This is a genomic window from Rhodopseudomonas sp. RCAM05734, from assembly GCF_052658035.1.
On record NZ_CP199742.1, the window covers coordinates 4,367,232 to 4,393,602 of the forward strand.

Here is a 26,371-nt window from a genome sequence, read left to right on the forward strand (position 1 = left end):
TATGATTCCCAGCAAAACCTGACCGGAAATCATCATTGTCCGACACTGAAGACAACAAGCCCGGGGAGCCGCCGGCCCCCTCGGATATTCGTCCCGTTTCGATTCTCGATGAGATGAAACGCTCGTACCTCGATTACGCCATGAGCGTGATCGTGGCGCGCGCGTTGCCCGATGCGCGCGACGGCCTCAAGCCCGTGCATCGTCGCATCCTGTTCGCCATGTACGAGAACGGCTTCGAATGGAACAAGCCGTACCGCAAGTCGGCTCGCACCGTCGGCGACGTCATCGGTAAGTATCATCCGCATGGCGACCAGTCGGTCTATGACGCCATGGTCCGCATGGCGCAGGACTTCTCCATGCGCGTGCCGCTGATCGACGGCCAGGGCAATTTCGGTTCGGTGGACGGCGATGCTGCGGCCGCCATGCGATATACGGAATCGCGCCTGACCAAGATCCGCGCAGCTGCTGATCGACGACATCGACAAGGACACCGTCGATTATCAGGATAACTACGACGGTTCGTTCCGCGAACCGCGGGTGCTGCCTGCCAAATTCCCCAACCTGCTGGTCAACGGTGCCGGCGGCATCGCCGTCGGCATGGCCACCAACATCCCGCCGCACAATCTCGGCGAAGTCATCGACGCCTGCACGGCGCTGATCGACGAGCCCGGCCTCACCATCGATGACCTGATCAAGATCATCCCCGGGCCGGACTTTCCGACCGGCGGCATCATTCTCGGCCGCGCCGGCATCCGGCAGGCCTATCTGACCGGCCGCGGTTCCATCGTGATGCGCGGCAAGGTGTCGATCGACACCATCCGCAAGGATCGCGAAGCGATCGTCATCTCGGAAATTCCCTACCAGGTGAACAAGGCCACCATGGTCGAGCGCATCGCCGAACTGGTGCGCGAGAAGAAGATCGAGGGCATCTCCGACCTGCGCGACGAATCCGACCGCGACGGTTTTCGCGTGGTCATCGAGATGAAACGCGACGCGGTGCCCGAGGTGGTGCTGAACCAGCTCTACAAGTTCACCCCGCTGCAGACCAATTTCAGCGCCAACGTGGTGGCGCTCGACGCCGGCCGGCCGCAGGTGATGAACCTGAAGGACCTGCTGACGCTGTTCATCGCGTTCCGCGAACAGGTCGTCACCCGGCGCACCAAGTTCCTGCTCAACAAGGCGCGCGATCGCGCCCATATCCTGGTCGGCCTGGCCATCGCGGTGGCCAATATCGACGAGGTTATTCGCGTGATCCGCACCTCGCCCGATCCGGCGACGGCGCGCGATATCCTGATGTCGCGCGACTGGCCGGCCAAGGACGTGGCCACGATGATCATGCTGATCGACGATCCCCGCCACACGCTTGCCGAGGACGGCACGGCGCGGCTGTCGTTCGAGCAGGCCAAGGCGATCCTCGATCTGCGCCTGGCGCGCCTGACGGCCCTCGGCCGCGAGGAAATTTCCGACGAGCTGGAAAAGCTCGCGGTGGAGATCGCCGACTATCTCGAGATCCTGCGTTCGCGCGCCCGCGTGCAGAGCATCATCAAGGACGAGTTGTCGGCGGTGAAGTCCGAATTCGCCACCCCGCGCAAGACCGTGATCATGGAGCACGAGGGCGAGGTCGAGGATGAGGACCTGATCCAGCGCGAGGACATGGTGGTGACCGTGTCCCATGCCGGCTACGTCAAGCGGGTGCCGCTGTCGACCTACCGCGCGCAGCGCCGCGGCGGCAAGGGTCGCTCCGGCATGGCGACGCGGGACGAGGATTTCGTCAGCCGGCTGTTCGTCGCCTCGACCCATACGCCGGTGCTGTTCTTCTCGTCGCGCGGCCAGGTCTACAAGGAAAAGGTCTGGCGGCTGCCGATCGCGCCGCCGAACGGCCGCGGCAAGGCGCTGATCAACATCCTGCCGCTGGAGCAGGGCGAGCGCATCACCACCATCATGCCGCTGCCCGAGGACGAGGCGACCTGGGAAACCCTCGACGTCATGTTCGCCACCACCGGCGGCGGCGTCCGGCGCAACAAGTTGTCGGACTTTGTCGACGTGCGCCGGTCCGGCATCATCGCCATGAAGCTCGACGAGGGCGAAGCCATCGTCGATGTGCAGATCTGCACCGAGCATGACGACGTGCTGCTGACGGCCGCGGGCGGCCAGTGCATCCGTTTCCCTGTCTCCGACGTGCGCGTGTTCCAGGGTCGCAGCTCCATGGGCGTGCGCGGCATCACGCTCGGCGACAAGGACAAGCTGATCTCGCTCACCATCCTGCGCCACATGGATGCGAATTCCGAGGAGCGTGCGGCCTATCTGCGGCGCGCCAATGCGGTGCGCCGTGGCGGCGTCGAGGAACGCGGTCTGGTCGAGGACGAGGCGGCCGCCGCCGAGACGGAAGAGGCGACCGCGGCGATCGAACTCGGCGAGCAACGCTATGTGGAGATGTCGGCCTCCGAGCAGTTCGTGCTGACCATCAGCGAGAACGGCTACGGCAAGCGGACCTCATCGTTCGAGTACCGGACCACCGGTCGCGGCGGCAAGGGCATCGTCGCCATGTCGGTCAACGGCCGTAACGGCCGGCTGGTCGCCTCGTTCCCGGTGGAGGACGACGACCAGATCATGCTGGTGACCGACAAGGGGCAGCCGATCCGCTGTCCGGTGGGCGGCATCCGCATTGCCGGCCGTTCGACCCAGGGCGTGACCGTGTTCGACACGGCCGAGGACGAGCATGTGGTGTCGGTTGAGCGGATCGGGGAAACTGGTGAGGAGCCGGAAGGCAACGGTACGGCACCGGTCGTCGACGAGTGAGTGACCGGACTTAAAAGCTCGCTGGAATCAAAAAGCCCCCGGTGGAAGCCGGGGGCTTTTTGATGGAGCGGGCAGGTGACGGACGGTTACTTGCGCTCGGCGGTCACCAGCCGGGCCTCGCGGATATTGGCAGACTTGGTGCCGGCGTTGCGCAGGCAGGAGGCCTCGAAATTGGGCCAGGCCTGCTGCGAGCAGTCGCGGCCGAGCGGCTTGATGTCGAGGCGGTCGCCTTTTGCCAGCGCCACCGGCACCGACGCTTCTACCTGCGGCGCGAAGCCCGGGAGAACGGTGAGGGCGGCGGCGACGAAAGCTGCGATCGCGATGGCTGAAAGTGTCTTGATCATGACGGTCCCCTGTCATTTGGGCCGTTTTGGCCCGTTTTGGCTTGTCGCTTCCTGTGGGTGCCTGAATAGTCAGGCGCTGTTTCAAGAAGTTGTCGTCACCTGGAAAACTGGTTTCGTCCGCCCCGAATTTCTGTTTCGTCCATCCTTCGGGACGACACATGAGGTCGGAAACCGCTGTCTTTTCAGCCACGTCGCCGGCTCCCCCAATAGACGCGCCAGCCCCCGTGTTGGTTCGATTCACGGCTTAAAATAAACCTTGGCAGAAGGTGGGGTTTTAGGGGAACCAACTCGGCTTGCAGCGTTTCCAAGGGCGCGCTAGAGGGGGGGATGCCCCGTATCGCGCTTTATCCCGGCTCATTCGACCCCGTTACCAATGGTCACCTCGACGTGGTCCGCCACGCCGTCGGCCTGTGCGACAGGCTGATCGTGGCGATCGGCGTGCACCCCGGCAAGAAGCCGCTGTTCTCCACCGAGGAGCGGCTGGAAATGGTGGAAGCAGTATTCGCGCCGCTGGCCGCCGCCGCCGGCTGCGCCTTCGACTGCACCACCTACGACAATCTGACCATCACCGCGGCGCAAAAGGCCGGCGCCACGATCATGATCCGCGGTCTGCGCGATGGCACCGACCTCGACTACGAAATGCAGATCGCCGGCATGAACGAGACCATGGCTCCCGCGGTGCAAACCGTTTTTCTGCCGGCTTCGGTGAGCGTTCGCCCGATCACCGCCACACTGGTGCGGCAAATCGCGGCCATGGGTGGTGACGTCTCGGCGTTCGTGCCGCCGGCGGTCGCCGAAAGCCTGAAGCTGAAATTCGCCTGACGTTCAAACTCGCCGGTTGACCGGCTTTCTCTGATCCGGAGTTTTCATGATCCGCATTTTCGCCGTCGCTGCTGCCCTGCTGGTCGCAGCTCCCGTGCTCGCGCAAGCGCCTGCCGCCATGGCGCCCGCCACCGCGCTGCCGGCTGGTCTCGACAAGGCCAATGCCGTGGTGATCGACACCACCAAGGGGCGCATCGTGTTCAAGCTGCGCACGGATCTGGCGCCCAAGCATGCCGAGCGCATCAAGCTGCTGACCCGCGAAGGCTATTACAACAACGTGCCGTTCCATCGCGTCATGGACGGCTTCATGGCGCAGACCGGCGACGGCCAGAATTTTAACGGCACCGGCGGCTCGAAGTATCCGAACCTGAAGGCCGAGTTTTCTTCGGTCCCGTTCAAGCGCGGCATCGTCGGTATGGCCCGCGCCGCCTCCGAGGATTCCGCCAATTCGCAGTTCTTCATCATGCTGGCGGAGAATGCCGGCCTGAACGGCAAGTACACCGTGGTCGGCGAAGTCGTCTCCGGCATGGATGTCGTCGACAAGCTCAAGAAGGCCCCGGCCGGTTCGCCGAGCGGCGCGGTCACCGACCCCGACAAGATGGTCAAGGTGCAGATCGCCTCCGACATCAAGTAACCATCAATGCTGCGACGATCGACTTCGGTTGTCGTCGCGGCAGGCCTGCTGGCCCTGACGTTTGCGGGCGCAGGCAAAGCGATCGCTCAGGATCGGCCGGTCGCCACGCTGGAGGAGATGTTTGCGAGGCTGCAACGCTGCTGGCGAGCGCCGGCGCTGCCCCGCGGACATCCGGGGATGCAGATCACGGTGCTGTTCAGCCTGCAGCGCGATGGACAGATCTTCGGCAAGCCGCGGATCACATTTGAAACGCCGGACGCTTCCGCGGCCGACAGCATTGCCTACCGAACGGCTGTGATGGAGACATTGCAACATTGCACGCCGATGCCATTTACCGGGGGCCTGGGCGACGCCGTCGCAGGACGCCCCTTCAGAGTGCGGTTTGACGACCGCAGAAACCAACCCAAACCAGCAGAGAAGCAAGCATGGCTGTTACCGAAAACACTTTGATCCTCGAAACCACCCAGGGTCCCGTTACCATCGAGATGCGCCCGGACCTCGCGCCGGGCCATGTCGCCCGCATCAAGGAACTGGTCCGCGAAGGATTCTATGACGGCATCGTGTTCCACCGCGTCATCGACGGCTTCATGGCGCAGACCGGCTGCCCGCAGGGCACCGGCACCGGCGGTTCCGGCAAGAAGCTGAAGGCCGAGTTCAACAAGGAGCCGCATGTCCGCGGCACCACCTCGATGGCCCGCGCGGCGAGCCCGGATTCCGGCGACAGCCAGTTCTTCATCTGCTTCGACGACGCCTCGTTCCTCAACAACCAGTACACGGTGTGGGGCAAGGTCGTGGAAGGCATGGAGAACGTCGACAAGATCAAGCGCGGCGAGCCGGTGCAGAACCCCGACAAGATCGTCAAGGCCCACATGGCCGCCGACGCCGCGGCGTAAGCAGAACGTCGCTCACTACCAGAGTTCGTCATGCCCGGGCTTGTCCCGGGCATCCACGTTTTAAGACGTCATCGCAAGCGACACGTGGATGGCCGGGACAAGCCCGGCCATGACGTACCCATAGAACGACAACGTATGCGCACCGACCTTTTCGACTTTCATCTGCCGCCTGAGAATATCGCGCTGCGCCCCGCCAGCCCGCGCGATTCTGCGCGGCTGCTGGTGGTGCAGCCCGGTGCTGGGCTGCAGGACCAGACCGTTGCCGATTTGCCGGGCTGGCTGCGGCCGGGCGATCAGCTGGTGGTCAACGACACCAAGGTGATTTCCGCGCAGCCTGGCCGGCCGCCGCATCGGCCGCGAGCCCGAGACCAGGATCGACGCCACGCTGATCAAGCGGCTCGACGGCTCACGCTGGCAGGCGCTGGTCAAACCGGCCAAGCGGCTGGTACCCGGCGATACCGTGCGTTTCGGCAGCGAGGGGCGGGTCTGCCTGCTCGGCCATCTCGATGCCGTCGTCGAGGCCAAGGGCGAGGCCGGCGAAGTGACGTTGTCGTTCAGCTTTCACGGTCCCGCACTCGACCAGGCCATCGCCGAACTCGGCGCGCCGCCGCTGCCGCCCTATATCGCCGCCCGCCGCAAGCCGGACGAGCGCGACGCCGAAGACTACCAGACCATGTTCGCGACCCAGGACGGCGCGGTGGCCGCGCCCACCGCCGGGCTGCATTTCACCCCGGCGCTGGAAGCCGCACTGCGCGAACGCGGCGTCGGCCTGCATCGGGTGACGCTGCATGTCGGGGCGGGCACCTTCCTGCCGGTCAAGGTCGAGGACACCACCGAGCACAAGATGCATTCGGAGTGGGGCACCATCTCGCGCGAGACCGCGGATGCGCTGAACGCCGCGCGCACGGCCGGCGGCCGGGTTGTCGCCGTCGGCACCACTTCGCTGCGGCTGCTGGAAAGCGCCGCCACCGAAGACAACATCATCCATCCCTTCGCCGACGAGACCGCGATCTTCATCACGCCGGGCTATCGCTTTCGCGCGGTCGACCTGCTGCTGACCAATTTTCATCTGCCGAAGTCGACGCTGTTCATGCTGGTCTCGGCCTTCAGCGGCTTCGAGACCATGACGAAGGCCTATGCCCACGCCATCGCGTCCGGCTATCGGTTCTATTCCTATGGCGACGCCAGCCTGCTGTTTCCGGATAAAACCAACTCATGACCGTACCCAATCATTTTGAACTGCTCGGCACCGACGGCGCCGCGCGTCTGGGCCGGTTGACCACGCCGCACGGCGAGGTTCGCACCCCGGCCTTCATGCCGGTCGGAACGCTCGGCGCCATGAAGGGCCTGCACTGGCGCGAGGTGCGCGACGCCGGCGCCGACATCGTGCTCGGCAACACCTATCACCTGATGCTGCGCCCCGGAGCGGAGCGGATCGCAGCCCTTGGCGGCCTGCAGAAATTCACCACCTGGAACGGGCCGATGCTGACCGATTCCGGCGGCTTCCAGGTGATGTCGCTGGCGCAGCTGCGCAAGGTCACGGAGCAGGGCGTCACCTTCCGCTCGCATATCGACGGCGCCAAGTTCGAGCTGACGCCGGAGCGCGCCATCGAGATCCAGCGGCTGCTGAATTCCGATATCGCCATGCAGCTCGACGAATGCGTGCGGCTGCCGGCCGAGCACGCCGACATCGACCGCGCCATGCAGCCGTCGCTGCGCTGGGCGGAGCGCTGCAAGCGCGCCTTCGAGACGGCGCCGGACGGCTACATGCTGTTCGGCATCGGGCAGGGCGGCGACGTGCCGGCGCTGCGTCGCCTGAGCGCGCAGGGCCTCGTCGATATCGGCTTTCATGGCTATGCCATCGGCGGCCTTGCGGTCGGCGAGCCGCAGGACGTCATGCTGGCGATGATCGAGGAAGTCGTGCCGATCCTGCCATCAGACCGGCCGCGCTATCTGATGGGCGTCGGCACGCCGGACGACATGCTGGAAGCGGTGGCGCGCGGCGTCGACATGTTCGACTGCGTGATGCCGACCCGCAACGGCCGCCACGGCATGGCCTTCACCCGCCACGGCCAGCTCAATATGCGCAACGCCCGCCACATCGACGATCCCCGTCCGCTGGATGAAGAAAGTACCTGGCCGTCGACGCGGGACTATTCCCGCGCCTACATCCATCATCTGGTGCGCTCCGGCGAGACGCTGGGCGCGATGCTGCTGTCGGAAATCAACATCGCCTATTACCAGAGCCTGATGCAGGGCATCCGTGCGGCGATCGCGAATGGGACCTTCGCCGAATTCCGCGAGCGCACCCGCGCGGGCTGGGCACAGGGCGATATCCCGCCGCGTTGACGGCGCAGGGGCTCGGTGAAGCCGGGAGCCCGGCGAAGCTAGTTGCGGGACGGCGATGACGCAGGTGCCGCGAGCACGTCGCACAAGACGTTCGTCAGTCGCGCGCGCGCTCCCGAATGGGTGAAATTGTGATCGGCATCAGGGATGATCGAAATCGAAGCGCTGGGATAGCGGCGGAGCCGCGCGCCCTTGCGTCCCATATAGGTGCGAAATTCGCCGAGAGCGTGATCGCCTTCCGCAAACAACATCGCCAGACCAACGCCTCGACTTTCGAGGGTCTGGAAACGGCGATGCCCCTCCTTGTAGAGCTGCTGGCCCGGCCCGCCCGCAAGAATCTCGCTTGGCTTCAGCGAGACCATGCGAGCAAGGCGTTTTGACACAAAGGCCGCTGCGGTCTTGAAACGCAAATTGCCCGACAGCAGCCGTCTCAGGCTTCGTTTGCTGAACAGCATCGCAACCGAACCGCTGATGGTGCGGTGGGCCGACTGCACCGCTTCTGCGACGGTCTCCCTGGGGTCCCAAACAAAACGCATGATGTTGATGACGACGACATTGCGAACGCGCACATCCTGCACGGCCGCCTGGAATGCTGCGTAAGCACCGCTGCAGCGTCCGACCAGAGCGATCGGGCCGGCATCGAGCTGCTCGACATAGTCGATCGCGTGGCCCATGTCGGCAATTGTCTCGTCCGAATAAAGCACTTCGGCCGGCGCGTTTGCCGAAGCCGGACTGTCACCGATGCCGCCTGCATCGAATCTCAACGAGGCGATGCCCCGCGCCGCGAGGGCGCGCGCCTGTTCCACTGCTGCGCGACCCCAGCCGATGTGATAGTCGCGTCCGGAGTTCGCCAGCACGGCAATAGCCAGCGACGTTCGGCCGAGCGGTCGGCACAGCACACCGAACAGCCGCTCGTCGGGCCCGAACCGGACTGGCAATTCCTCGAAGTGTGGGCCAGCGATCGGCCGCGCGGGCTCCGGCGCCTTGGCTGAAAGGTTGCCGTCAGCCATCGGAGAAGGCGCGAGGTCGTCGATCCATGACACGATGCGTGCCAGCGTGCCGAGCTGCGGTTCGGCCGGCGTGGGATCCTCCAGGATCGTTTCATATCCAGCGTAGTTGATGGAGCAAACATCGGCTCCGAGCGTCTTCAGGTGGTTGCCGATCGGGCTGCTCTGAGCCATTTGACCACGTTCGACCAGCAGGACCTTTGCGGCCGGGCGCTGCGTTGCCCGGGTGAGGTCGATGGCCTGGATGGCCGCGGCGCGGCTGCTCGCCAGTGGAATGCCGGCGACGTCGTAGCCGTTGTCACCCAAAGGGTCAGGTCCGATCCCCATCCGTTCGGTCACCATGCGCGACCAGGCTTGAAGTTCGCGAAGATAAGCGCGGCCCTTCACCAGCGGTGTCATCAGGACCGTCGCGGCGACGTCGGGCAGCTCCGGCCCGATCTGGGCTGCCAGACTGGCGCCAAGGCCTTGTCCGACCAGAACCAGCTCGATGCCGGGGTTATGTTCGCGCAGGAACGCAACGCCCTGACGGGCGGCAGCGAACCAGTCGGAGATGCCTTCGGGCGCGCCGACGGGATCGATGGCATCGGCGGTGCCGGGATAGTCGAATCGGAGGCAGGGGTGGCCGGCTGCGGCAATGCTCTCGGCCAGAACGCGCCATGTGGCGCGGGTACACAATTCCTCGTAGCCGATAGGCGCCAGCAATAACACCGCCTTGCGCCCTGGCCGATCGATGCGGCCCGGGTAGTAGAAGCCGCCGAAAGTGCCAAGCGTTACCGGTAGGCCATATCGAGAATTCATGATCTTCAAACTGTCACTGTTCGCCTGATCCAGTTCGCCAACCGAACGGGCCGGAACTTCGATATTCGCAATCCAGCAATCACCCTAGCGAAAGACCGATTTCATAGCTTACGGGCAACTACGGTGTCATTCGATATCGTTGTCCATCATTAACACGTGCTACTGCGCGTTAGAGGTCTTGTACCGCGATCTTCTTGAGGCGATGCAGTCGCCGCGAACGCGCCGACCGCCATGGGACGAGCGCGTCAATTTTGCGCGCCGAAATTTCCATTTCATTAAGCTTGACGCCGAAACGGTGCGTCGCATCCGGGAGTGTTTAAGATTCGCTCGACTTTTAGCTGATATTGGTCCGACAACTCTGACACCGCCCCGGCCTCAAGGGGACATAACTGTGGAGAAAAAGAATGCGTGATCGGGTGCGCGCCATTGTGGGATCGATGAACATTGTTCCCGTTCCGGTCGATGGCTTGTCCGACGAGGACAATCTGTTCGATGCGGGGATGACGTCGTTCGGTTCGGTTCAGCCGATGCTGGCGATCGAGGAGGAATTCGACATCGAATTTCCCAACAGCCTGTTGACCCGCAAAACCTTCGCGACGTTTGGCGGTCTGATTTCCGCCGTCGACCAGCTCGTCTCCGAGAAGGTCTGAGGTCATGATGCCGAGCGCGGTGAAGCAAGGCGTCGACGCGCCGGTGGCCGCGTCGTGGCGTGACGTAATGCGGCGGGTCGCCACCGACGTGGCGGCTCCGAATGCCGATGTTGCAGACCGGGATGGGACGTTCCCTGCGCAGACATTCGAGGCGCTTCGCGGCCACGGCATGCTCGGCCTGATGGTGCCGAAGAGCCTTGGCGGGGAAGATCTGGATTTGCGCAAGATCGCCAATCTTTGCGCGATCCTCGCGGGAGCCTGTGGCGCCAGCGGCATGATCTACGCCATGCACCAGATCAAGCTGTCGAGTCTGGTCGCCCATGGGATGGAGACCGATTATCACCGCGCTTTGATGCGCGATGTTGCGTCCAAACAGCTGCTGATTGCGTCGTCGACCACCGAAGCCGGCATCGGCGGCGATATGCGCGTGTCAAATTGCGCGATCGAGACGACGGGGGGTCGTGTCTCGCTGACCAAGCAGGCGACGGTCCTGTCCTACGCAGTTGAGGCCGACATCATCATGGCGACCGCGCGCCGCGGCCCGGCGTCGGTAGGGTCCGATCAGGTCCTGATCGCGCTGCGGCGTGACGACTATCAGCTGCAGCGTACCGGCGATTGGAATACGCTCGGCATGCGCGGCACCTGCTCCGGTGGCTTTCTGCTGACGGCAACGGCCGACGCCGAACAGATCTTCCCAAAACCCTTCCGCGAGATCGCCGTGCAATCCATGCTGGCCACCGCCCATGTGCTGTGGGCCAGCGTCTGGTTCGGCATCGCGAGCGATGCCTTGTCGCGCGCCCATGCTTCAGTTCGCGCGACCGCACGGCGCATGCCGTCGGACTTCGCGGGCCCGCTGCCCGGGGCGGTGCGGTTGGCCGAGGCCACCGCAAAGCTGCAGACGTTCAAAGCGACCCTCGTCGCCCATATCGATCGGTTCGAGACGGCGAAGTCCGACGAAGACGACCTCAGCTCGATCAATTTCGCGATCGAAATGAACAATCTCAAGATCATGGCTTCGACGATGGCCGTCGACGTCGTGCGTGAGGCGCTGATGGTGACCGGCATCGCTGGCTATCGTAACGACGGTCCATTCTCCGTTGGCCGCCATCTCAGGGATGTGCTGTCGGCACCGCTGATGGTGGCGAACGACCGTATCCTCGCCAACACCGCCGGCCTGGTGGTCGCGAGCCGATTTGATTCAGATCTGGAGTGAGTGTGATGAACGCGCCTGCTAAAATCGTGCAAAGCCCGGAAGCATTTCTCACCGCCTTGTTCGACGAGTCGATCCTGATCAAGACCGGCGTCGACGGCCTCTACGGCCGCGCCGGCGTGTTCGAAGAGGTCATCGACGGGTTCGAAAACGCGGTCACCAAAATGGCCGTCGGCGATCAGGCCACGCGGATTCATTTTCCGCCGGGCATGCCTCGCAAGAATCTCGAGAAGGCCGGCTACATGAAGAGCTTCCCGCAGCCGGCCGGCTGCGTCCACTCCTTCATGGGCGACACCATCGCTCACGGCAAGCTCGTCGCCATGATCGATCGCGGCGAGGACTGGACCGAAATGCAGGACCCGACGGAAATCGCCCTGACGCCGGCGGCTTGCTATCCGCTGTATCCCACCGTCGCCGCGGAAGGTCCGGTGCCCGAGGGCGGCCGGCTGTTCGACCTCAAGTCCTACTGCTTCCGCCATGAGCCCTCGAAGGATCCCGGTCGGATGCAGCTGTTCCGGATGCGCGAATTCGTCCGCATCGGCACGGCCGGCGAGGTGACCTCGTTCCGGGCGACCTGGCTCGAGCGCGGCGAGAAGCTGATCTCCTCGCTCGGCCTGCCTTGCGTCATCGATGTGGCCAACGACCCGTTCTTCGGGCGCACCGGCCGCGTGCTGGCGTCGAGCCAGCGCGACCAGGGCCTGAAGTTCGAATTGCTGATCCCGGTCGCCAGCGATGACAATCCGACGGCGTGTCTGTCGTTCAACTATCATCAGAACCATTTCGGCAGCCTGTGGGGCATGAATTTCGCCGACGGCGAAGCCGTGCATTCGGCCTGCGTCGGCTTCGGCCTGGAGCGGACCGCGCTGGCGCTGTTCCGTCACCACGGCACCAAGGTCGATGCGTGGCCCGCGGACGTCCGCCGCGTGCTGTGGGGCTAGGCCTTGCACCCCGTCTGCGTCATCGAGGGACTGGATCCCGCCACCTATGCGCGTCACGCCTTGCATGACGCCGCGCGAAATTGGCCCGAGACCAACTGCTACGTCGATCTGTTGATCGAGGTGCTGGCCCAGCGCGGGCACGATCCGCGCGCAGCGCTGGCTTTCACGGTCGCGCAGGATTACGAGGGCGACCAGTTCACGTTCTTCAAGTTTCCGCCCGCCGATCTCGCGCTGCTGTACGGCGTCGAGGTTCTGGAGCTGGCGATCTTCGACCAGTTGGAAGAGCACGTCCGCGTGCAGCTGGCGCGCGGCCGTATCCCCATGATCGAGGTCGACTCCTGCTATCTGCCGGATACCCGCGGCATCACCTATCGCCAAAGCCACAGCAAGACGACCATCGGCGTCAACGTGCTGGATTCGGCGGGCCGCCGGATCGACTACTTCCACAATGGCGGTTACTTCCGCCTCGATGGCGAGGATTTCGACGCGCTGTTGCGACCCGCAAGCGACAACGGTCTGCCGCTGTTCCCCTATGTCGAATTCATCAAGTTCGGTGCAGCGCCGCCGGTGCACGCGCAGATGGACAAGTCCCGTACGCTGCTGGCGCACCATCTGCGTCGGCGGCCGTCGCAGAATCCCTTTACCGCATGGGGTGACGCGATCGGTGGCGACATTGCCAGGCTGATGGAACGGCCGGCCGGGTGGTTTCACACCTACGCGTTCAGCACCTTGCGTCAGGCCGGTGCAAATTTCGAACTGCTGGCGACCTATCTGGCATGGTTGCAGGAGCAGGGTGACCCGGCGCTGGAGCGCGCCCGGCTTGCCGCGGAAGCGATCGCCGGCGGCACCAAGATCATGCAGTTTCAGTTCGCCCGCGCCTCGGCCCGCGGCAAGGTCCCGGATGTCACCGAGGCCATCCGCCAGCTCGCTGATGATTACGACATCGCCCTCGACTGCCTCATGAACGGTTTCGCTGCGCGCGGCGCCGCAGCCTGATCGCCCCGCGACCTGATCGGCTATCATTGCCATGACCGACATCCGCGCCATGACGGGACGCAAGGTGCAGCCGCTCGACAGCGGCTGGGAACTGGCGCTGTCGCCTCCTCAGGCATGGCAGGCGCCCGGCGGGCTGGGTGACGCAGTCTGGTTACCCGCACTCGTTCCTGGAACGGCCGCCGGTGCGTTGCGGGCTCTCGGACAGTGGAGCCTCATTGAGCCGCAGCCGTTGCACGACAAGGACGTCTGGTATCGGCTCCGCGTCAATGGACAGGGCAAGCGCAAGCTGCGGTTCGAAGGGCTCGCGACGTTCGCCGAGGTTTTCCTCGACGGCCGGCTCATTCTGACCGGCAGTTCGATGTACGAACCCTACGAGGTCGACATCGGACTCGGCGGCGAGCATTGGATCCATATCGCATTCAGGAGCCTCCGCAGGGTGCTGGCGGGGACGAAGGGGCCACGTCCGCGCTGGAAAACCATGATGATCGAGGAGCCGAAGCTGCGGTTCCTGCGCACCACGCTGATCGGGCATATGCCCGGATGGTGCCCGCCGGTCGATGTGGTCGGCCCGTATCGGTCCGTGCTGCTCATCGAGGAGGGGACGGTTCGTGCCGGCAATGTCGATCTGCGCAGCCGGCTCGAACACAGCGAAGGCGTTGTGACGGTCGCGCTCGATCTGTCGGGAGTGGCCGAAGGCGTGACGCCGGTGCTGCACTGCGCGGGGGCGGAGGCGTCGCTGAGACTGCTCGGCGCCGAAGGCCAGACGACGCGCTGGCAGGGCAAGTTGCGGATTCCCGATGTGGACCTGTGGTGGCCTCACACCCACGGCAGCCCGACGCTGCATGCCGTGACCATTGACGTCGGCGCCGTTCGGATCGATCTCGGGGAAGTCGGATTTCGCCGGGTCGAAGTCGACCGCGGGGCTGACGGAAATAGCTTCACGCTGCATGTGAACGGCGTCCGCGTGTTTTGCCGCGGCGCGTGCTGGACGCCGATCGACGTGGTCAGCCTGCAGGCCTCCGATGCGGACTACGCCCGGGAGCTTGGCCTGATGCAGGCTGCCGGACTCAACATGCTCCGTCTCAGCGGCACCATGGTCTATGAAACGCCGGACTTTCACCACCTCTGCGACAGGCTCGGCATCATGGTGTGGCAGGACGCCATGATGGCCAATTTCGATTATCCGCCGGATGCAGCCTTTGCTGACATCATCCGCAGCGAAATCAAGACGCTGGTTCGCCGGCTGGGCGCGTCGCCGTCATTCGTGGTGATGTGCGGCGGCAGCGAGGTCGGCCAGCAGGCGGCGATGATGGGCCTGCCGCGCGAGCTGCGCGACGTGCCGCTGGCGGAATCCGTCATTCCCGAGGTCCTGGCGGACTTGAGTGACGTCGCCTATGTGCCGGGCTCGCCGTCCGGCGGCGCGCTGCCCTTCGTCGCCGAAGCCGGCCCGTCGCATTATTACGGCGTCGGCGCCTATCTGCGGCCGCTCGACGATGCGCGCCGTGCCAATGTCCGCTTTGCCTCCGAGTGCCTGGCTTTCGCCAACCTGCCGGATGATCGTCACTTCGCCGAGCATCGGCTCGATCCTGCCAGCGATCCGGACCGCTGGCTTGCCGGCGTGCCGCGCGACGGCGGCGCGTCCTGGGATTTCGACGACGTGCGCGAGCATTACCTGCAGGCGCTGTGGAACGAGGACGGCCGCAGCCTGCGCCACAGCGATCCCCGGCGCTGGCGCCAACTGTCGCGCGCCATTGCCGCCGAGGTGATCGAACGGACCATCGACGAATGGCGCCGTCCGGCCTCCACCACTGCGGGCGCGCTGCTCTGGCTGTGGCGCGATCTGCAGCCCGGCGCAGGGTGGGGCCTGGTGGATTGCGATGGCCGTCCGAAATCGACCTTCTACGCCCTGCGCCGCGCCGCGCTGCCGTTGCGTTTGTCGATCACGGATGAAGGCACCAACGGGCTTTATCTGCATCTGGTCAACGACACGCCGGAGGCGGTCACGGGCAGCCTTGCCTTGCGTTGCCTCCGAGACGGCAAGACGCCGGTGATCGAAGCCGAGCGCCACGTGACCGTGGCGCCGCACAGCGGGCTTTCCATCGGCGCGTTCGCGCTGTTCGACCGGTTCTTCGACGCCGGTCATTGCTATCGCTTCGGACCCGCGGCGCACGATACCGTGCATGCCACGTTCGCAGCCGAGAACTCCGATCGACCTCACGAGGCCTTCCATTTTCTGGGCCCCCCGACGTCAGCGGCGGATCAGACGATTGCCGTGGCGCTCGGGGAAGACGCGGCCGGTTTCTTTCTCGACTTGCAAGTCCCCACGGCAACGCGCTTCGTTGAAATCGCGGACAACGAGTTCCTGCCCGACGACAATTATTTCCATATGGCCTGTGGGCATCGCAGGATCGTGCGCCTGGCGCCGCCCCGGCATGCGTCCGGTCATTTGCGTCCGTCGGGGCGGGTCTCGGCGCTCACTCTGAGCGGTGACGTCAACTACTGACCAAGCGGCGGTCCGCAATTCTCTCCGACGCATTCGAATGGGACCGCCGGGCCGGCACGCGCCAATGGTCAGAAGGCCGCGCGGACGTCTCACTTAGTTGGAAACAACAATCTCCGCGCTGTGGAGAAAAGACTAGTCTGTCCATTAGAACGCTCGAAACCCCGCGTTTTGTGGGTTTTTCCTAACCCGCGTTCGAGTGTAATGTCCATGAATTGCAGCCTAGTTTGACCTTCAAAGAAGCAAAAAAAGCTCCCGAAAATGGGAGCTTTTAGTTTATCGGGTGATTGCTTAGATCTTAAGGTCAGATCGTTTGTAAAAAGTAGCTTCGAGACCCGCCAATTCCTCAGCCGGCATGATGTTGTCCGCTGCCAGTTTCCTCCGAACCCAACCGCCTTGGCGACCATCCCTCAGATGATTAAGAGAGACATAATCAAGGCGAAAGCGTTCAAGTTCCGCAAGCGGGAAAACAATTCGTGAACTGCGGTTTACAGGATCCGCGCATCGGATAGTTTTAATAATACCGCGGCGAGCAATCTCGCGAAGAACGGGTGCTGTGATCTGCAAAAAATGGCCTGCCGGGACGGCCGTCAAGCCTTCAAATGTTGGTCCTCTCACTACGGCTTTGACTTCGTCGAGTCTTAGCACGAGCGCTTCAATTCCTTTCACTTCGGGTAGCCTACCAACCCAGCTCACTTTCCGATCAAGAATCAGCTGAATGACGTCAGAAAGTGACCGCAGAGCATAGCGAGCGACGGATCGAATTTTCATGACGTTCCCATTTTCCTTTTTGATCGGTTGGGCATTGATCGAAAGATTGTCCAGGAACTGATCGATCTCGTAGTCAAAGTATCGGTCGCCCCTTTTACCGCTGGTAACGCGATGGCGGTTGATGAGGCCCGCCTTGAGCAAGACATTCATGGAGACTTCGCTAACGTTGAGGCGCTCTTGAGCCTGCAAAAGGGTCAAGCTATGCTTTTCGCGCAGAACGACTCGTTCTACGTCAGCAACATCGATCAGAACGTCGTGATCTGTAGCTGAAGGATCTGGCACCAATCCTTCGACCTCAAGCGCTTTCCGAAGACGCTTGGCGTAAACTCCATAAAACTTAGCTGCTGTTTGGATCGAGTGTAGCCGACGGGTCTTCACGGGCACGCCGAACAGGATTTCGCCAGGTCCAATTGGGAACTTTGACAAGATGTGATCGGTCACGATCGCATGTACCGGTGCGTACGTCGCCTGTTTCAAACCATGGGTCAGACGGGAAAAAGTTTGCCATAGACTGAGGCAGGGCCGGAGGTCTTCCAGCCGCCCACATATTCACGGTCTAACTGGGATAGGAGTTCAAGAATTCCTTTGGCACCTTCTTTGACAATTGGAAATCCAGCGACTGCCGCCGTACGCCTAAGCACCGACGCGGGGCCCCGAGTTGCACGAATGCCAACCTATTGATCTAGCGAGCGACTAGGTAAAAATGGGATCCGGATCGGCGCCGATCCGGATCCATCCCGAACAATTTCCCTTTGCCAGATCAAAGTACTGCGATCATCCGAGTGGGGTCCCATTCGGTGCTTATTCACACCAGAGGCCGAAGCACCTATGAACTACCTAAAACGCCGTTCGGTCCTCCCGTTCTGTCTCTGGCTCCTTTGCGTCTATACGTGTGTAGGCTTGCGTCCGGATGTCGCGGTCGGTGCCGAGGGCGAACAGCAAAACTATGCCATTCCATCTCAGGACCTGAAGGCTGCCTTGAACGCTTATGCCGAGACAAGCGGGCTGCAGGTCCTCTACGAGACCTCGCTGGTGGCGGGGCGCGTGTCCGCCGCCGTCACGGGATACCAACTATCGAAGGCCGCACTCGACAAGCTGCTATCGGGGACCGGCCTCGTCGGACGCCGAACGGATTTCGACGCGGTGACCGTCTCCCTCAGGCCGCAGGAGAGGGCGGAGCTGCTGTCCGATCAACAGCGCATGTTTCTTGGCCATGTACAGGCAGGGATCATCGGCGAGCTTTGCAACAGCGTTGAAACACGGTCCCGCGACTACCGGATCGCCGTCCAGCTTTGGCTCACCGACTATGGGACCGTGCGGCGCGCGAAGTTGCTGAGTTCGACCGGAAGTTTTCGTCGCGATGATGCAATCGCCCAGGCCCTTCAGCGCCTGAGCATCGGCGCTGTTCCGCCTCCGGGGATGCGACAACCGCTGACCATGGCCCTGTTGCCTCACGAGCCCGGTTGCGAGCCATGAAGTCGATGTGCTTCGCCTTGTAGCAGAACCGTCACAAAAGCGGGCTACATAGCGGCGCATCGGGGTGAGGGTTGTCTGGACGTGTGTTCTTTGCCGACATCTTCCCGGTTGTGGTGTTTGGGTCGCGGGGCCACGAGCTGGTGTGCGCCAATCCAGAGCGCCGATACGGTCGCGGCGCGATGAGCTGGGCGTCGCTGCGCGACTTGCTGACCGCCCGCTATGACGATTTCCGTGCGCGGCTGACCCGAAGGCTCGGCTCCGAGGAGCTGGCAAGAGAAAGTCTGCAGGAGACCTGGCTGCGTCTCAATCGCAGCGACGAGATCGGCATGGTGCAGAGTCCGGCCGGCTATGTGCTGCAGGTGGCGATGAACATCGCGACCGATCGTCGGCGCAGCGAACAGCGCATGTCGCGGCAGCATACAGGCAATGTGCCGCTCGATGCGGTGCCAGACGATGCGCCCGGGCCCGAGCGCGAGATTGAATCCCGGTCTGAGCTGGATGCGCTCAACCGCGCCATTGCGACTTTGTCGCCGCGGACCCGCGAGATCCTGATGGCCGCGCGGATCGAGGGACTGTCGCAGAACGAGATTGCCGATAGGTTCGGCATTTCGGCGCGCATGGTGCGGTTCGAACTGCGCAAGGCGCTGGATCACTGCGAAGCCTGCCTGGCCGATCACGGGGGCGACGAGCCGCCTCAACGGTGGCTAACATGAGCGGCCCGGTGCCAGATCCAGTGATCGTGATAACGGATGACCCCGCTGATTTGCGTGCGCGCGCCAAGGATTGGGTCGTGCAAATCGCGACATGCGATGCGAGCGAGGCCGAGTTGCGCGAATTCGAGCGCTGGCGCTCGGCGAGCCCTCAACATGCCGAAGCCTATGCGCAGGCGGAGAGGCTGTGGCGGATGCTCGAAGCTCCGTTACAGGCGGCGGGTCTTCAGAGCGGGAAGGCAAGCGCAGCGCGAACACGTACGATTGGCCGGCGTGGTTTCGTCGGCGGCGCCATCGCGGCATCGGTCGCAGCGGCGGGCGGCGCGATGCTGGTCCGTCCGCCGCTCGGTTTGTGGCCGTCGCTGTCGGAACTTGCATCTGATTATCGGACGGCTGTGGGAGAGCAGCGCAAGCTGGACCTGGCCGGGGGTGTTTCGGTGGAGATGAATACGCGTACAAGCCTGAATATTGGTGCGAGTCGCCCGGATCAGCAACGCATTGAACTCGTCGAGGGCGAAGCAGCGGTCACGGCAGGAGCGATGCCCGTTCGTGTTCGGGCCGGTGGCGGCACCGTTGCTGCGGCCAATGCCCAGTTTGTGGTGCGGTGCGACGCGGCGGGCGTGCAGGTGACTTGCCTTGCGGGCCGCGTCGATATCGCCGTGGGTGGAAAAGACGCCGATATCGGCGCCCGGCAGCAGATCGGCTATGGTCACGATCTCGGCACGGTCGTGAGCGTCGATCCCTTCGTCGCCGCCGGCTGGCGCGATGGCATGCTGGTGTTTGAGAACAAGCCACTCGCTTTTGTCATCGATGAAATCAATCGCTACCGGCCAGGTCGCATCGTGCTGACAAATGCCGAACTCGGCCGGCGTCAGGTCAGCGCACGCTTCAAGCTCGCGCGCCTAGACGCGGTGGCTACCCAATTCCGGGAAGTGTTCGGCGCAAAGGTCACAACACTTGCGGGTGGCATCGTTATCGTCGGCTGATTGCGACGATCACGTGACGTATATCGCGTTGTCCACACAGTATATTTTTGCGGTTTGCGTTTCCGCTTTCCGCAGGGGCGAGCGTCCTTAAGGCAGCCGGGGAGTCCGGCGAGCGCGTTGGTCGTCTGGTCCGCGCGCGGCTGCCTTTTTGAAAGATTGTCCGATGCTGCCTCGCATGTCTGGCTCCCAGTCGCGCTCTCCTCTGCGTCATAACAACAAGTCTGGCAGGCGGGGGGCGCGGCGTTGGCTGCTCGCGGGGAGCAGCGGGCTTGCAATCGGCATGATGCTGGTGTCGGGCGATGGGGCCCATGCGCGCGCGCTGAATGGCGGCTCCACAGCGCCGTCAGCGCCGAACATTGCGTCGGACGCAGCGGCCTATGCGGCGCAGCAGGCGGCTGCGGCGGCGAAGCAGACGCAGAACTCGCTGGCGCGTGCGGCGCGTACGATCCAGGACATTCAGGGGATGCAGGCTGCGGCGCGTGCGGCGGCAGCCGCGCAGCAGACGTCGCTGACGGCGCCCGTCGCGGTGCCAAATGGTCTCGGCGCCGGCGGCCTGCTGCCGGACGTGCCGGCGGGTTGGAGCGGCGCCAACACTCCGACGCAGGGCGTCGATAGTGCAGGCCAGACCCAGGTCGGCATCCGCCAGACGCAGTCGCAGGCGATTTTGAACTGGACGTCGTTCAATGTCGGCTCGCGCACCACGCTGACCTTCGACCAGCAGGGCCAAGCCAATTGGGTCGCGCTCAATCGCGTCACCAACGCCACCGCGCCGAGCCAGATCCTCGGCAATATCAAGGCCGATGGCCATGTCTATGTGATCAACCAGAGCGGCATCGTCTTCGGCGGCAACAGCCAGGTGAATGTCGGCTCGCTGGTCGCCGCAGCAGCGAAGATTACGGACGACCAGTTCCTCAAGGGTATCTATTCGACGCAGACTGGCGCGACCTGGACGCCGAGCTTTACCGAGGCGCTCGGTGCGATCCACGTCGAGGTGGGGGCGCAGATTACAACACGCGCGCCTGCATCGGTGACCGCGGGCGGCGGGTCGGTCGTACTGCTCGGCCACTCGGTCGGCAATGCCGGTACAATCTCGACGCCGAAGGGGCAGGCACTGCTCGCCGCCGGTGACAGTTTCATTCTGCGCGCCGGGTTCGGGACCGACGGAAACACCGCATCGACCACGCGCGGCAATGAGGTGTCGCCGGTCATCAATGTCGGAAGCACGAGCGGCCGGGTCGGCAATACGGGTCTGATCTTCGCGCAGCAGGGCGATATCACTCTTGCGGGTCGCGAACTGGTGCAGAGCGGGGCGCTGATCTCGACGACATCAGTCAACACCCGCGGCACCATTCATCTGCTGAATGCGGCGTCGGACAGCGCAGGGAGCATCACGCTTGGCGCCGGCAGCCTGACCAGCGTGGTTCCCGAACTGGATAGCAGCGAGACCGCGCTCGACAGCCAGCGTGACGCGCTGATCGCGGCCTCTGCTGCCGCCAATCCGGCCCGCGCCGGCAGCTCCGTCGGGGCGTTCGACAACCTCTCACTGCTGGCCGACCGCCAGGATCAGTCCCGCGTCGAGATCGTCACTGGCGGAACCGTCATCTTCAAGGGCGCTTCCTACACCGCGGCGCAAGGCGGCCAGATCGCAGTGTCCGCGAACAAGCGCATCTTTACGGAAGATGGCGCCGCGCTCGATGCATCGGGCGTGCGCAACGTCGCGCTGGCGATGGCGTCGAACAATATCAAGATTAACGTCCAGGGCAATGAACTCAGGGATTCGCCGCAGAACCGCGATTCCAACGTGCTCAAGAACAACGATGCCTGGATCGATGTGCGCAGACTCACGCTGGTGCCGGCCGGTACCGGCGGCTATGCCAGCGATCGCTACTACACCGCGGGCGGCTTGCTCGAAGTCGGCGGCTATCTCGGCAACATCGCGCATACGATCGGGGAATGGTCGGCGGTCGGCGGAACTATCACGCTGGCGGCACCCGAAGTCGTCGCGCGGCAGGGCGCGCGGTTCGACATTTCCGGCGGGGCGCTGGACTATGCGGCGGGCTGGATCCGCTCCACCAACCTCGTCGGCAGCGACGGCCGCCGCTACAGTGTCGACACGGCGCCGGCAAACATGACGTTCACAAGCTTCGCTGGCGGCTTCACCCGTACCCATAACATCCAGGGCAAGGTCGACGATCGTCTCACCGAAACCTGGACCTCTATCTTCGACCGCGGCCGTACCTCGCTGCGCTGGGAGGAGGGCTACAGCGTCGGCCGCGATGCCGGCAAACTCGTCCTCTCGACACCCACATCGATCTTCGAGGCGGATATCATCGCCGACGTCGTCAAGGGCGCGCGCCAGACCAGTGCGCGCGCCGCGGGCCTCTCCGACGGCTACAAGCAGGTGCAGAACGCCGTGCCGCTGCAGGGCACGCTCGGGCTGGGCCGCTATGACGCGACGCCAAGCCAGGTTGCCGCCTACGGCTCGGATGTCCGCTTCGGCAATGTCGCGGCCATCAGCGCCGGCCTGTCCGCCACCGACCTCCTGCCGTCGGTCCGCACCAATACCGCCTGGTTCGATGCGGACCGTCTCAGCGAACAGGGTCTCGGCGGCCTCACGATCGCCACCAGGGGCTCCATCGCGGTCGATGCGACGCTGACGCTGGCCAATGGCGGGCAGGTCAAGCTGCTCGCGCCGACCGTCGACATCAATGCCGGCATCGTCGCCCGCAGCGGCAGCGTCACCGTCCAGACAGATATCCTGGGCATGGTCGCAATCCTGCCCACGATGCCGGGCGTGACGCTGCGCACCGGCGCGATCATCGACGTGCGCGGACTCTGGACCAACGGTCGCACCGATCCGAACGAACTCTCCGGTCTCGCCTATGTCGATGGCGGCAGCGTCACCTTCGATTCCACCCGGAACGTCACGCTCGCGAGCGGCAGCACCATCGACGTCTCTTCCGGCGCCGCCATCCTGTCGACCGGGAAAACGCGCGGCGGCAAGGGCGGCGACGTTACGCTCTTGGCCGATCAAGGGAATGTTCGGTCTGGCGGCCGGCTGACCCTTGACGGCAAGATCGCCGGGTTCGGCGTCTCAGGCGGCGGCAAGCTCAGGATCGAATCCGGCCGGGTGATCGCGATCGGAAGCAAGGCTCAGCAAAGCGACGGCGATGCGAGCCTCGTGCTGAATCTCGATGCGTCGCTGTTCCGCAGCGGCTTCGCCAGCTACAGCGTCAACGGCCACAAGGGCCTGGCGGTCGCCGATGGTGCGACGATCGACGTCACCATGCCGGTCTATCGTTTCACTGCGGGCGCGTTCGCCGTGGCCACGGGCAGCGATCCGTCTGCGGGGCTCGAGCTTTGGACGCCGCCGCTGTATCTGGAGGATTCCGCCAAAGGCCGGTTGATCCAGCGCGGCGGGGCCAGCCTGTCGCTCTCCGCGGGCGTCCTATCGTCGGATCCGGCGGCGGTCGGTCTGGTCGTCGGCAAGGGCGCGGCACTCACCGTCGATCCCGGGCAGTCGATCGATATCTCCGGCGTCGGGCAGGTGACCGTCAACGGCACGCTGAACGCCTGGGGCGGTTCGATCCGCATCGGCGGCGGTGGCGGCATTTCTGACAGCAATTCGATCTGGATCGGCCAGACCGCCGTGCTCGATGTCGCAGGCCGCGCCTTCAGTGCTGTCGATATGCGGGGCCGACGCTATGGCACGGTGCTGGACGGCGGCAGCATCACCATCGGAGGCGCGATCAATCTGTCGTCGGGTCAGCCGGGCGGTCCCCTGGCGTTCGTCGTCGTGCGCGACGGAGCGCTGCTCGACGCATCCGGCGCCGCGACGACGTTGGATCTGTGGAACGGCGGTTCGACCGAGGTGGCCAGCCGTGGCGGCGCGATCTCCTTCGCATCTTCGGACGGCTTGGATCTCCGCGGAACCTGGCGGGCCAAAGCCGGCGGCGCGGGAGCTGCCGGCGGCACGTTGACGGTCAGTCTGGGCACTCCGCAATATCGGGATGTGAACGCCAGTGGGTACCGCTCGCGCGATCTCATCGTGACCCAGACGGCGCCAGGCAGCGCGCTGGCGGCCGACGCCACGCCGGCTTCGGCCAACGGCAGCCTGGTTTTTGGAAAGGCCGCGATCGGCGTCGACCAGATCGAGGCCGGCGGCTTCGGCAATCTCAATTTGCTCAGCTACGGCATCATCGCCTTCGATGGCGACGTGTCGCTGGCGATGAGCCAGAGCCTGCAGTTGTTCTCGACGTCGCTGGCGCTGGCGGAAACCTCAAAGGCCGACGCCCGCGTGACCCTCTCCGCGCCCTATATGCACCTCTCGGGCGTGCCTGATATCCGGTCGGACGGCGGCGGCCATCTACCGGTCATCAATGGCGGCATCTCATCGGCACGGCAGACCACCGCGCGGTTCAGCGCGACGGCGGGATTGCTGGATGTCCAGCGCTCCGTCACGTTCGGCGTCAGCGGCAAGGGACCGAGTTTCACGCTCGACCGGCGCGGGTTCGCGGATGTCGCGTTGCAGAGCAGCGGGGATATCCGCTTCCTGCACAGCGGCAGCCTGAATGCGACCTTGCTCCAGACCCGTGGCGATCTCGTCCTTGCCGCGCAGCAAATATATCCCGCGACCGGCGCAAGCGCCGAAGTCCGGGCCGGTTGGCTGAAAGGCCTCGACGAAAATCGTGCTTTTGATCCCGCCTACAGCCTCACCATTCGCGGCACCGGCCAGGCACCGGTGGCCCAGCCGTTTTCGGCGTTCGGAAAACTGACGCTGGGGGCTTACACGATCAACCAGGGCGGCGTGGTTCGCGCGCCGCTCGGGACGATTGGCCTGGGCAGTGAATCCGGAGCAAACACGATCAATCTCCTGCCCGGCAGCATCACCTCGACCAGCTCGAAGGGGCTGATCATGCCCTATGGCGGCACGGTCGATGGCATCGATTGGTACTATGCGGACAAGAAGATCGCGCTGGAAGGCGCTGTGTCCGCGACGCGCGGCGTCTCGCTCTTCGGCGTCAAGGTCGATGTCCAGAGTGGCGCGCTGATCGACTTGTCGGGCGGCGGCGATCTGACCGGGGCGGGCTTCGTCAGCGGCCGTGGCGGCTCGATCGATGTGCTGCGCAATCCGCTGATCAAGGCCAATCCGGTCTATGGGTTCAGCGCGTCCGGCAACACCGTCTATGCCATCGTGCCGAACCAGGCGTCCGGCTATGCGCCGGTCGGTCCGGACGCCGGCGCCGGCAATCCGTTGGTCGGCCAGCAGATCACGCTCGACGGCAGCGTGCCCGGTCTGCCGGCCGGTACCTACACGCTGATGCCATCGACCTATGCGCTGTTGCCGGGCGCCTTCCGGGTCGAGATCGCGGCGACGCCAGATCTCGCGCGGTCTCATCGGCCAGGCGGCGATGGCCGATGGCTCTTACCTCGCCGCCGCGCGGCTCGGCGTCGCCAACACCAACATCCGCGACAGTCTTGCGCGGCAGGTGATCCTGACTCCGGCCAAGGTGACGCGAACCTATTCGCTCTACAACGAGACGAACTACGCCAGGTTTGCGCTGGCGGATGCGGCGCGTCTCGGCGTGCCACGCGCGATGTTGCCGCTCGACGGCCAGAATCTCTATCTCAACCTCGTATCCGGCGCGGGTGCGAACGCCTTCCGGTTCCACGGCGCAGTGGATTTCAGCGCCGGACAAGGCGGCTATGCGGGTTCGGCAAGCCTGCTCGGAAGCAGCTCGAGCCGAGAGATCGAGATCCTGGCGGCGGGGGCGCCGGCGAGCGAGGGCTTCACGGGCGTCTCGGTCTACGCCGACGACCTCAACGCGCTGTCCGCGCGCCGGCTGACCATCGGTGCCAAGCCGACCATCACCTATGGGCAGACGGGCAATTACGTCGAGTTCGCGAGCGCCGACCAGACATTCGGCATCACGCTGCGTGAGGGCGCGATGCTGCGGGCGGCGGAGGTTTTCCTGGTCACGGGCTTTCAGTGGCCCTCCGGCCAAACGGGCGCGATCACGATCGAGGCCGGCGCCGGCATCAGCACATTGGGCATGGGGGCCACCCCGTTCGATTCGACGAGCGGATTCATCTACACACCAATGAACTACGGCCATGGTGGCTCGATGCTCGCCGTATCCAACGGCCGGTTGGACATATTGCCGGCGGGTTCCTCCATCACATCGCAAGGTGCGATCCTGATCGGCGCCTGCGGCGCGAGCGGCAATTGCAATGCGCCGACCACGCTCTACTCGGAAGGCACGATCGGGTTCGCCACGACCAACCGTTTTGAACTGGGCGACAATGTGCGGTTCGGCACCCGCAACCTCGCGCTCGGTGTCGGCGCGGTCAATGTCGGGACGCGCGAGGCGCTCGCCGCTGCTGCCGCGACGAACGTGCTGCCCTCGGGGCTCACGCTGAACCAGACGGTGCTCGACCGGTTGCTCAAGGGCGACACCTCGACCGGCGCTCCGGCGCTCGAAAGCCTGATC

The 26,371-nt window shown here is 64.4% G+C and carries 17 protein-coding genes and 3 pseudogenes; 16 read left to right on the forward strand and 4 right to left on the reverse strand.

Annotation, left to right across the window (positions count from 1 at the left end):
- Positions 1–35 precede the first annotated feature (35 nt).
- Positions 36–2,799 (forward strand): annotated as a pseudogene (gene gyrA, locus ACUXVA_RS20645) (DNA gyrase subunit A).
- Between the two features lie 86 nt (positions 2,800–2,885).
- Here the strand turns inward: gyrA and ACUXVA_RS20650 are convergent.
- Complete coding sequence (locus ACUXVA_RS20650) at positions 2,886–3,143, reverse strand: hypothetical protein (RefSeq protein WP_265078642.1); 258 nt, start codon at positions 3,141–3,143, stop codon at positions 2,886–2,888.
- 327 nt (positions 3,144–3,470) lie between these two features.
- Between ACUXVA_RS20650 and coaD the strand changes: the two genes are divergently transcribed.
- The 6 genes and pseudogenes from coaD (at position 3,471) to tgt (ending at position 7,841) form a co-directional block, all read left to right on the forward strand.
- Positions 3,471–3,965 (forward strand): pantetheine-phosphate adenylyltransferase, encoded by a 495-nt coding sequence (gene coaD / locus ACUXVA_RS20655; protein WP_265078641.1) that lies wholly within the window; start codon positions 3,471–3,473, stop codon positions 3,963–3,965.
- Between the two features lie 46 nt (positions 3,966–4,011).
- Positions 4,012–4,599 (forward strand): peptidylprolyl isomerase, encoded by a 588-nt coding sequence (locus ACUXVA_RS20660; protein ID WP_265078640.1) that lies wholly within the window; start codon positions 4,012–4,014, stop codon positions 4,597–4,599.
- A gap of 6 nt (positions 4,600–4,605) precedes the next feature.
- On the forward strand, positions 4,606–5,049 hold the full coding sequence (locus tag ACUXVA_RS20665) for a hypothetical protein (protein ID WP_445487819.1): 444 nt from the start codon (positions 4,606–4,608) through the stop codon (positions 5,047–5,049).
- The gene (locus ACUXVA_RS20670; protein WP_265078638.1) at positions 5,025–5,492 is read left to right on the forward strand and encodes a peptidylprolyl isomerase; all 468 of its coding nucleotides are present in this window, start codon (positions 5,025–5,027) and stop codon (positions 5,490–5,492) included. Before ACUXVA_RS20665 ends, ACUXVA_RS20670 begins: the two co-directional genes overlap by 25 nt.
- Positions 5,493–5,627: 135 nt before the next feature.
- Positions 5,628–6,711, forward strand: a pseudogene (gene queA / locus ACUXVA_RS20675) (tRNA preQ1(34) S-adenosylmethionine ribosyltransferase-isomerase QueA).
- Complete coding sequence (tgt, locus tag ACUXVA_RS20680) at positions 6,708–7,841, forward strand: tRNA guanosine(34) transglycosylase Tgt (protein WP_445487821.1); 1,134 nt, start codon at positions 6,708–6,710, stop codon at positions 7,839–7,841. Before queA ends, tgt begins: the two are co-directional and overlap by 4 nt.
- A gap of 38 nt (positions 7,842–7,879) precedes the next feature.
- On the opposite strand, the gene ACUXVA_RS20685 is transcribed toward tgt, so the two are convergent.
- On the reverse strand, positions 7,880–9,187 hold the full coding sequence (locus ACUXVA_RS20685) for a hypothetical protein (RefSeq protein WP_445493388.1): 1,308 nt from the start codon (positions 9,185–9,187) through the stop codon (positions 7,880–7,882).
- Between the two features lie 48 nt (positions 9,188–9,235).
- Positions 9,236–9,643 (reverse strand): annotated as a pseudogene (locus ACUXVA_RS20690) (alpha/beta hydrolase); the annotation flags it as partial.
- A gap of 404 nt (positions 9,644–10,047) precedes the next feature.
- On the opposite strand from ACUXVA_RS20690, the gene ACUXVA_RS20695 reads away from it, so the two are divergent.
- The 5 genes from ACUXVA_RS20695 to ACUXVA_RS20715 are packed head-to-tail and all read left to right on the forward strand — an operon-like array spanning position 10,048 to position 15,940.
- A complete protein-coding gene (locus ACUXVA_RS20695) occupies positions 10,048–10,293 on the forward strand; it encodes an acyl carrier protein (RefSeq protein ID WP_445487823.1) in 246 nt (81 codons plus the stop codon).
- A gap of 7 nt (positions 10,294–10,300) precedes the next feature.
- Positions 10,301–11,506: an acyl-CoA dehydrogenase family protein gene (locus ACUXVA_RS20700; RefSeq protein ID WP_445493318.1), complete on the forward strand. Its 1,206-nt coding sequence runs from the start codon at positions 10,301–10,303 to the stop codon at positions 11,504–11,506.
- Between the two features lie 26 nt (positions 11,507–11,532).
- Complete coding sequence (locus tag ACUXVA_RS20705) at positions 11,533–12,441, forward strand: amino acid--[acyl-carrier-protein] ligase (RefSeq protein WP_445493319.1); 909 nt, start codon at positions 11,533–11,535, stop codon at positions 12,439–12,441.
- Between the two features lie 3 nt (positions 12,442–12,444).
- Positions 12,445–13,437, forward strand: a complete 993-nt coding sequence (locus tag ACUXVA_RS20710; RefSeq protein ID WP_445487825.1) for a DUF1839 family protein — start codon at positions 12,445–12,447, stop codon at positions 13,435–13,437.
- A gap of 31 nt (positions 13,438–13,468) precedes the next feature.
- Positions 13,469–15,940, forward strand: a complete 2,472-nt coding sequence (locus tag ACUXVA_RS20715) for a glycoside hydrolase family 2 protein (protein ID WP_445487827.1) — start codon at positions 13,469–13,471, stop codon at positions 15,938–15,940.
- A 288-nt stretch (positions 15,941–16,228) separates the two neighbouring features.
- Here the strand turns inward: ACUXVA_RS20715 and ACUXVA_RS20720 are convergent, their stop codons facing one another.
- Complete coding sequence (locus ACUXVA_RS20720; RefSeq protein WP_445487829.1) at positions 16,229–17,149, reverse strand: hypothetical protein; 921 nt, start codon at positions 17,147–17,149, stop codon at positions 16,229–16,231.
- 387 nt (positions 17,150–17,536) lie between these two features.
- On the opposite strand from ACUXVA_RS20720, the gene ACUXVA_RS20725 reads away from it, so the two are divergent.
- The 4 genes from ACUXVA_RS20725 to ACUXVA_RS20740 all read left to right on the forward strand — a co-directional run bounded on the left by ACUXVA_RS20725 (position 17,537) and on the right by ACUXVA_RS20740 (position 25,821).
- Positions 17,537–18,184 (forward strand): STN domain-containing protein, encoded by a 648-nt coding sequence (locus ACUXVA_RS20725; protein ID WP_265078625.1) that lies wholly within the window; start codon positions 17,537–17,539, stop codon positions 18,182–18,184.
- Positions 18,185–18,255: 71 nt separating this feature from the next.
- Entirely contained in the window at positions 18,256–18,897 is a 642-nt protein-coding gene (locus ACUXVA_RS20730; protein ID WP_265078624.1) for an RNA polymerase sigma factor, read from the forward strand.
- Positions 18,894–19,880 (forward strand): FecR family protein, encoded by a 987-nt coding sequence (locus ACUXVA_RS20735; protein ID WP_265078623.1) that lies wholly within the window; start codon positions 18,894–18,896, stop codon positions 19,878–19,880. The genes ACUXVA_RS20730 and ACUXVA_RS20735 overlap by 4 nt, the downstream gene beginning before the upstream one ends.
- Positions 19,881–20,160: 280 nt before the next feature.
- Positions 20,161–25,821: a two-partner secretion domain-containing protein gene (locus ACUXVA_RS20740; protein ID WP_445487832.1), complete on the forward strand. Its 5,661-nt coding sequence runs from the start codon at positions 20,161–20,163 to the stop codon at positions 25,819–25,821.
- Positions 25,822–26,371: the final 550 nt, after the last annotated feature.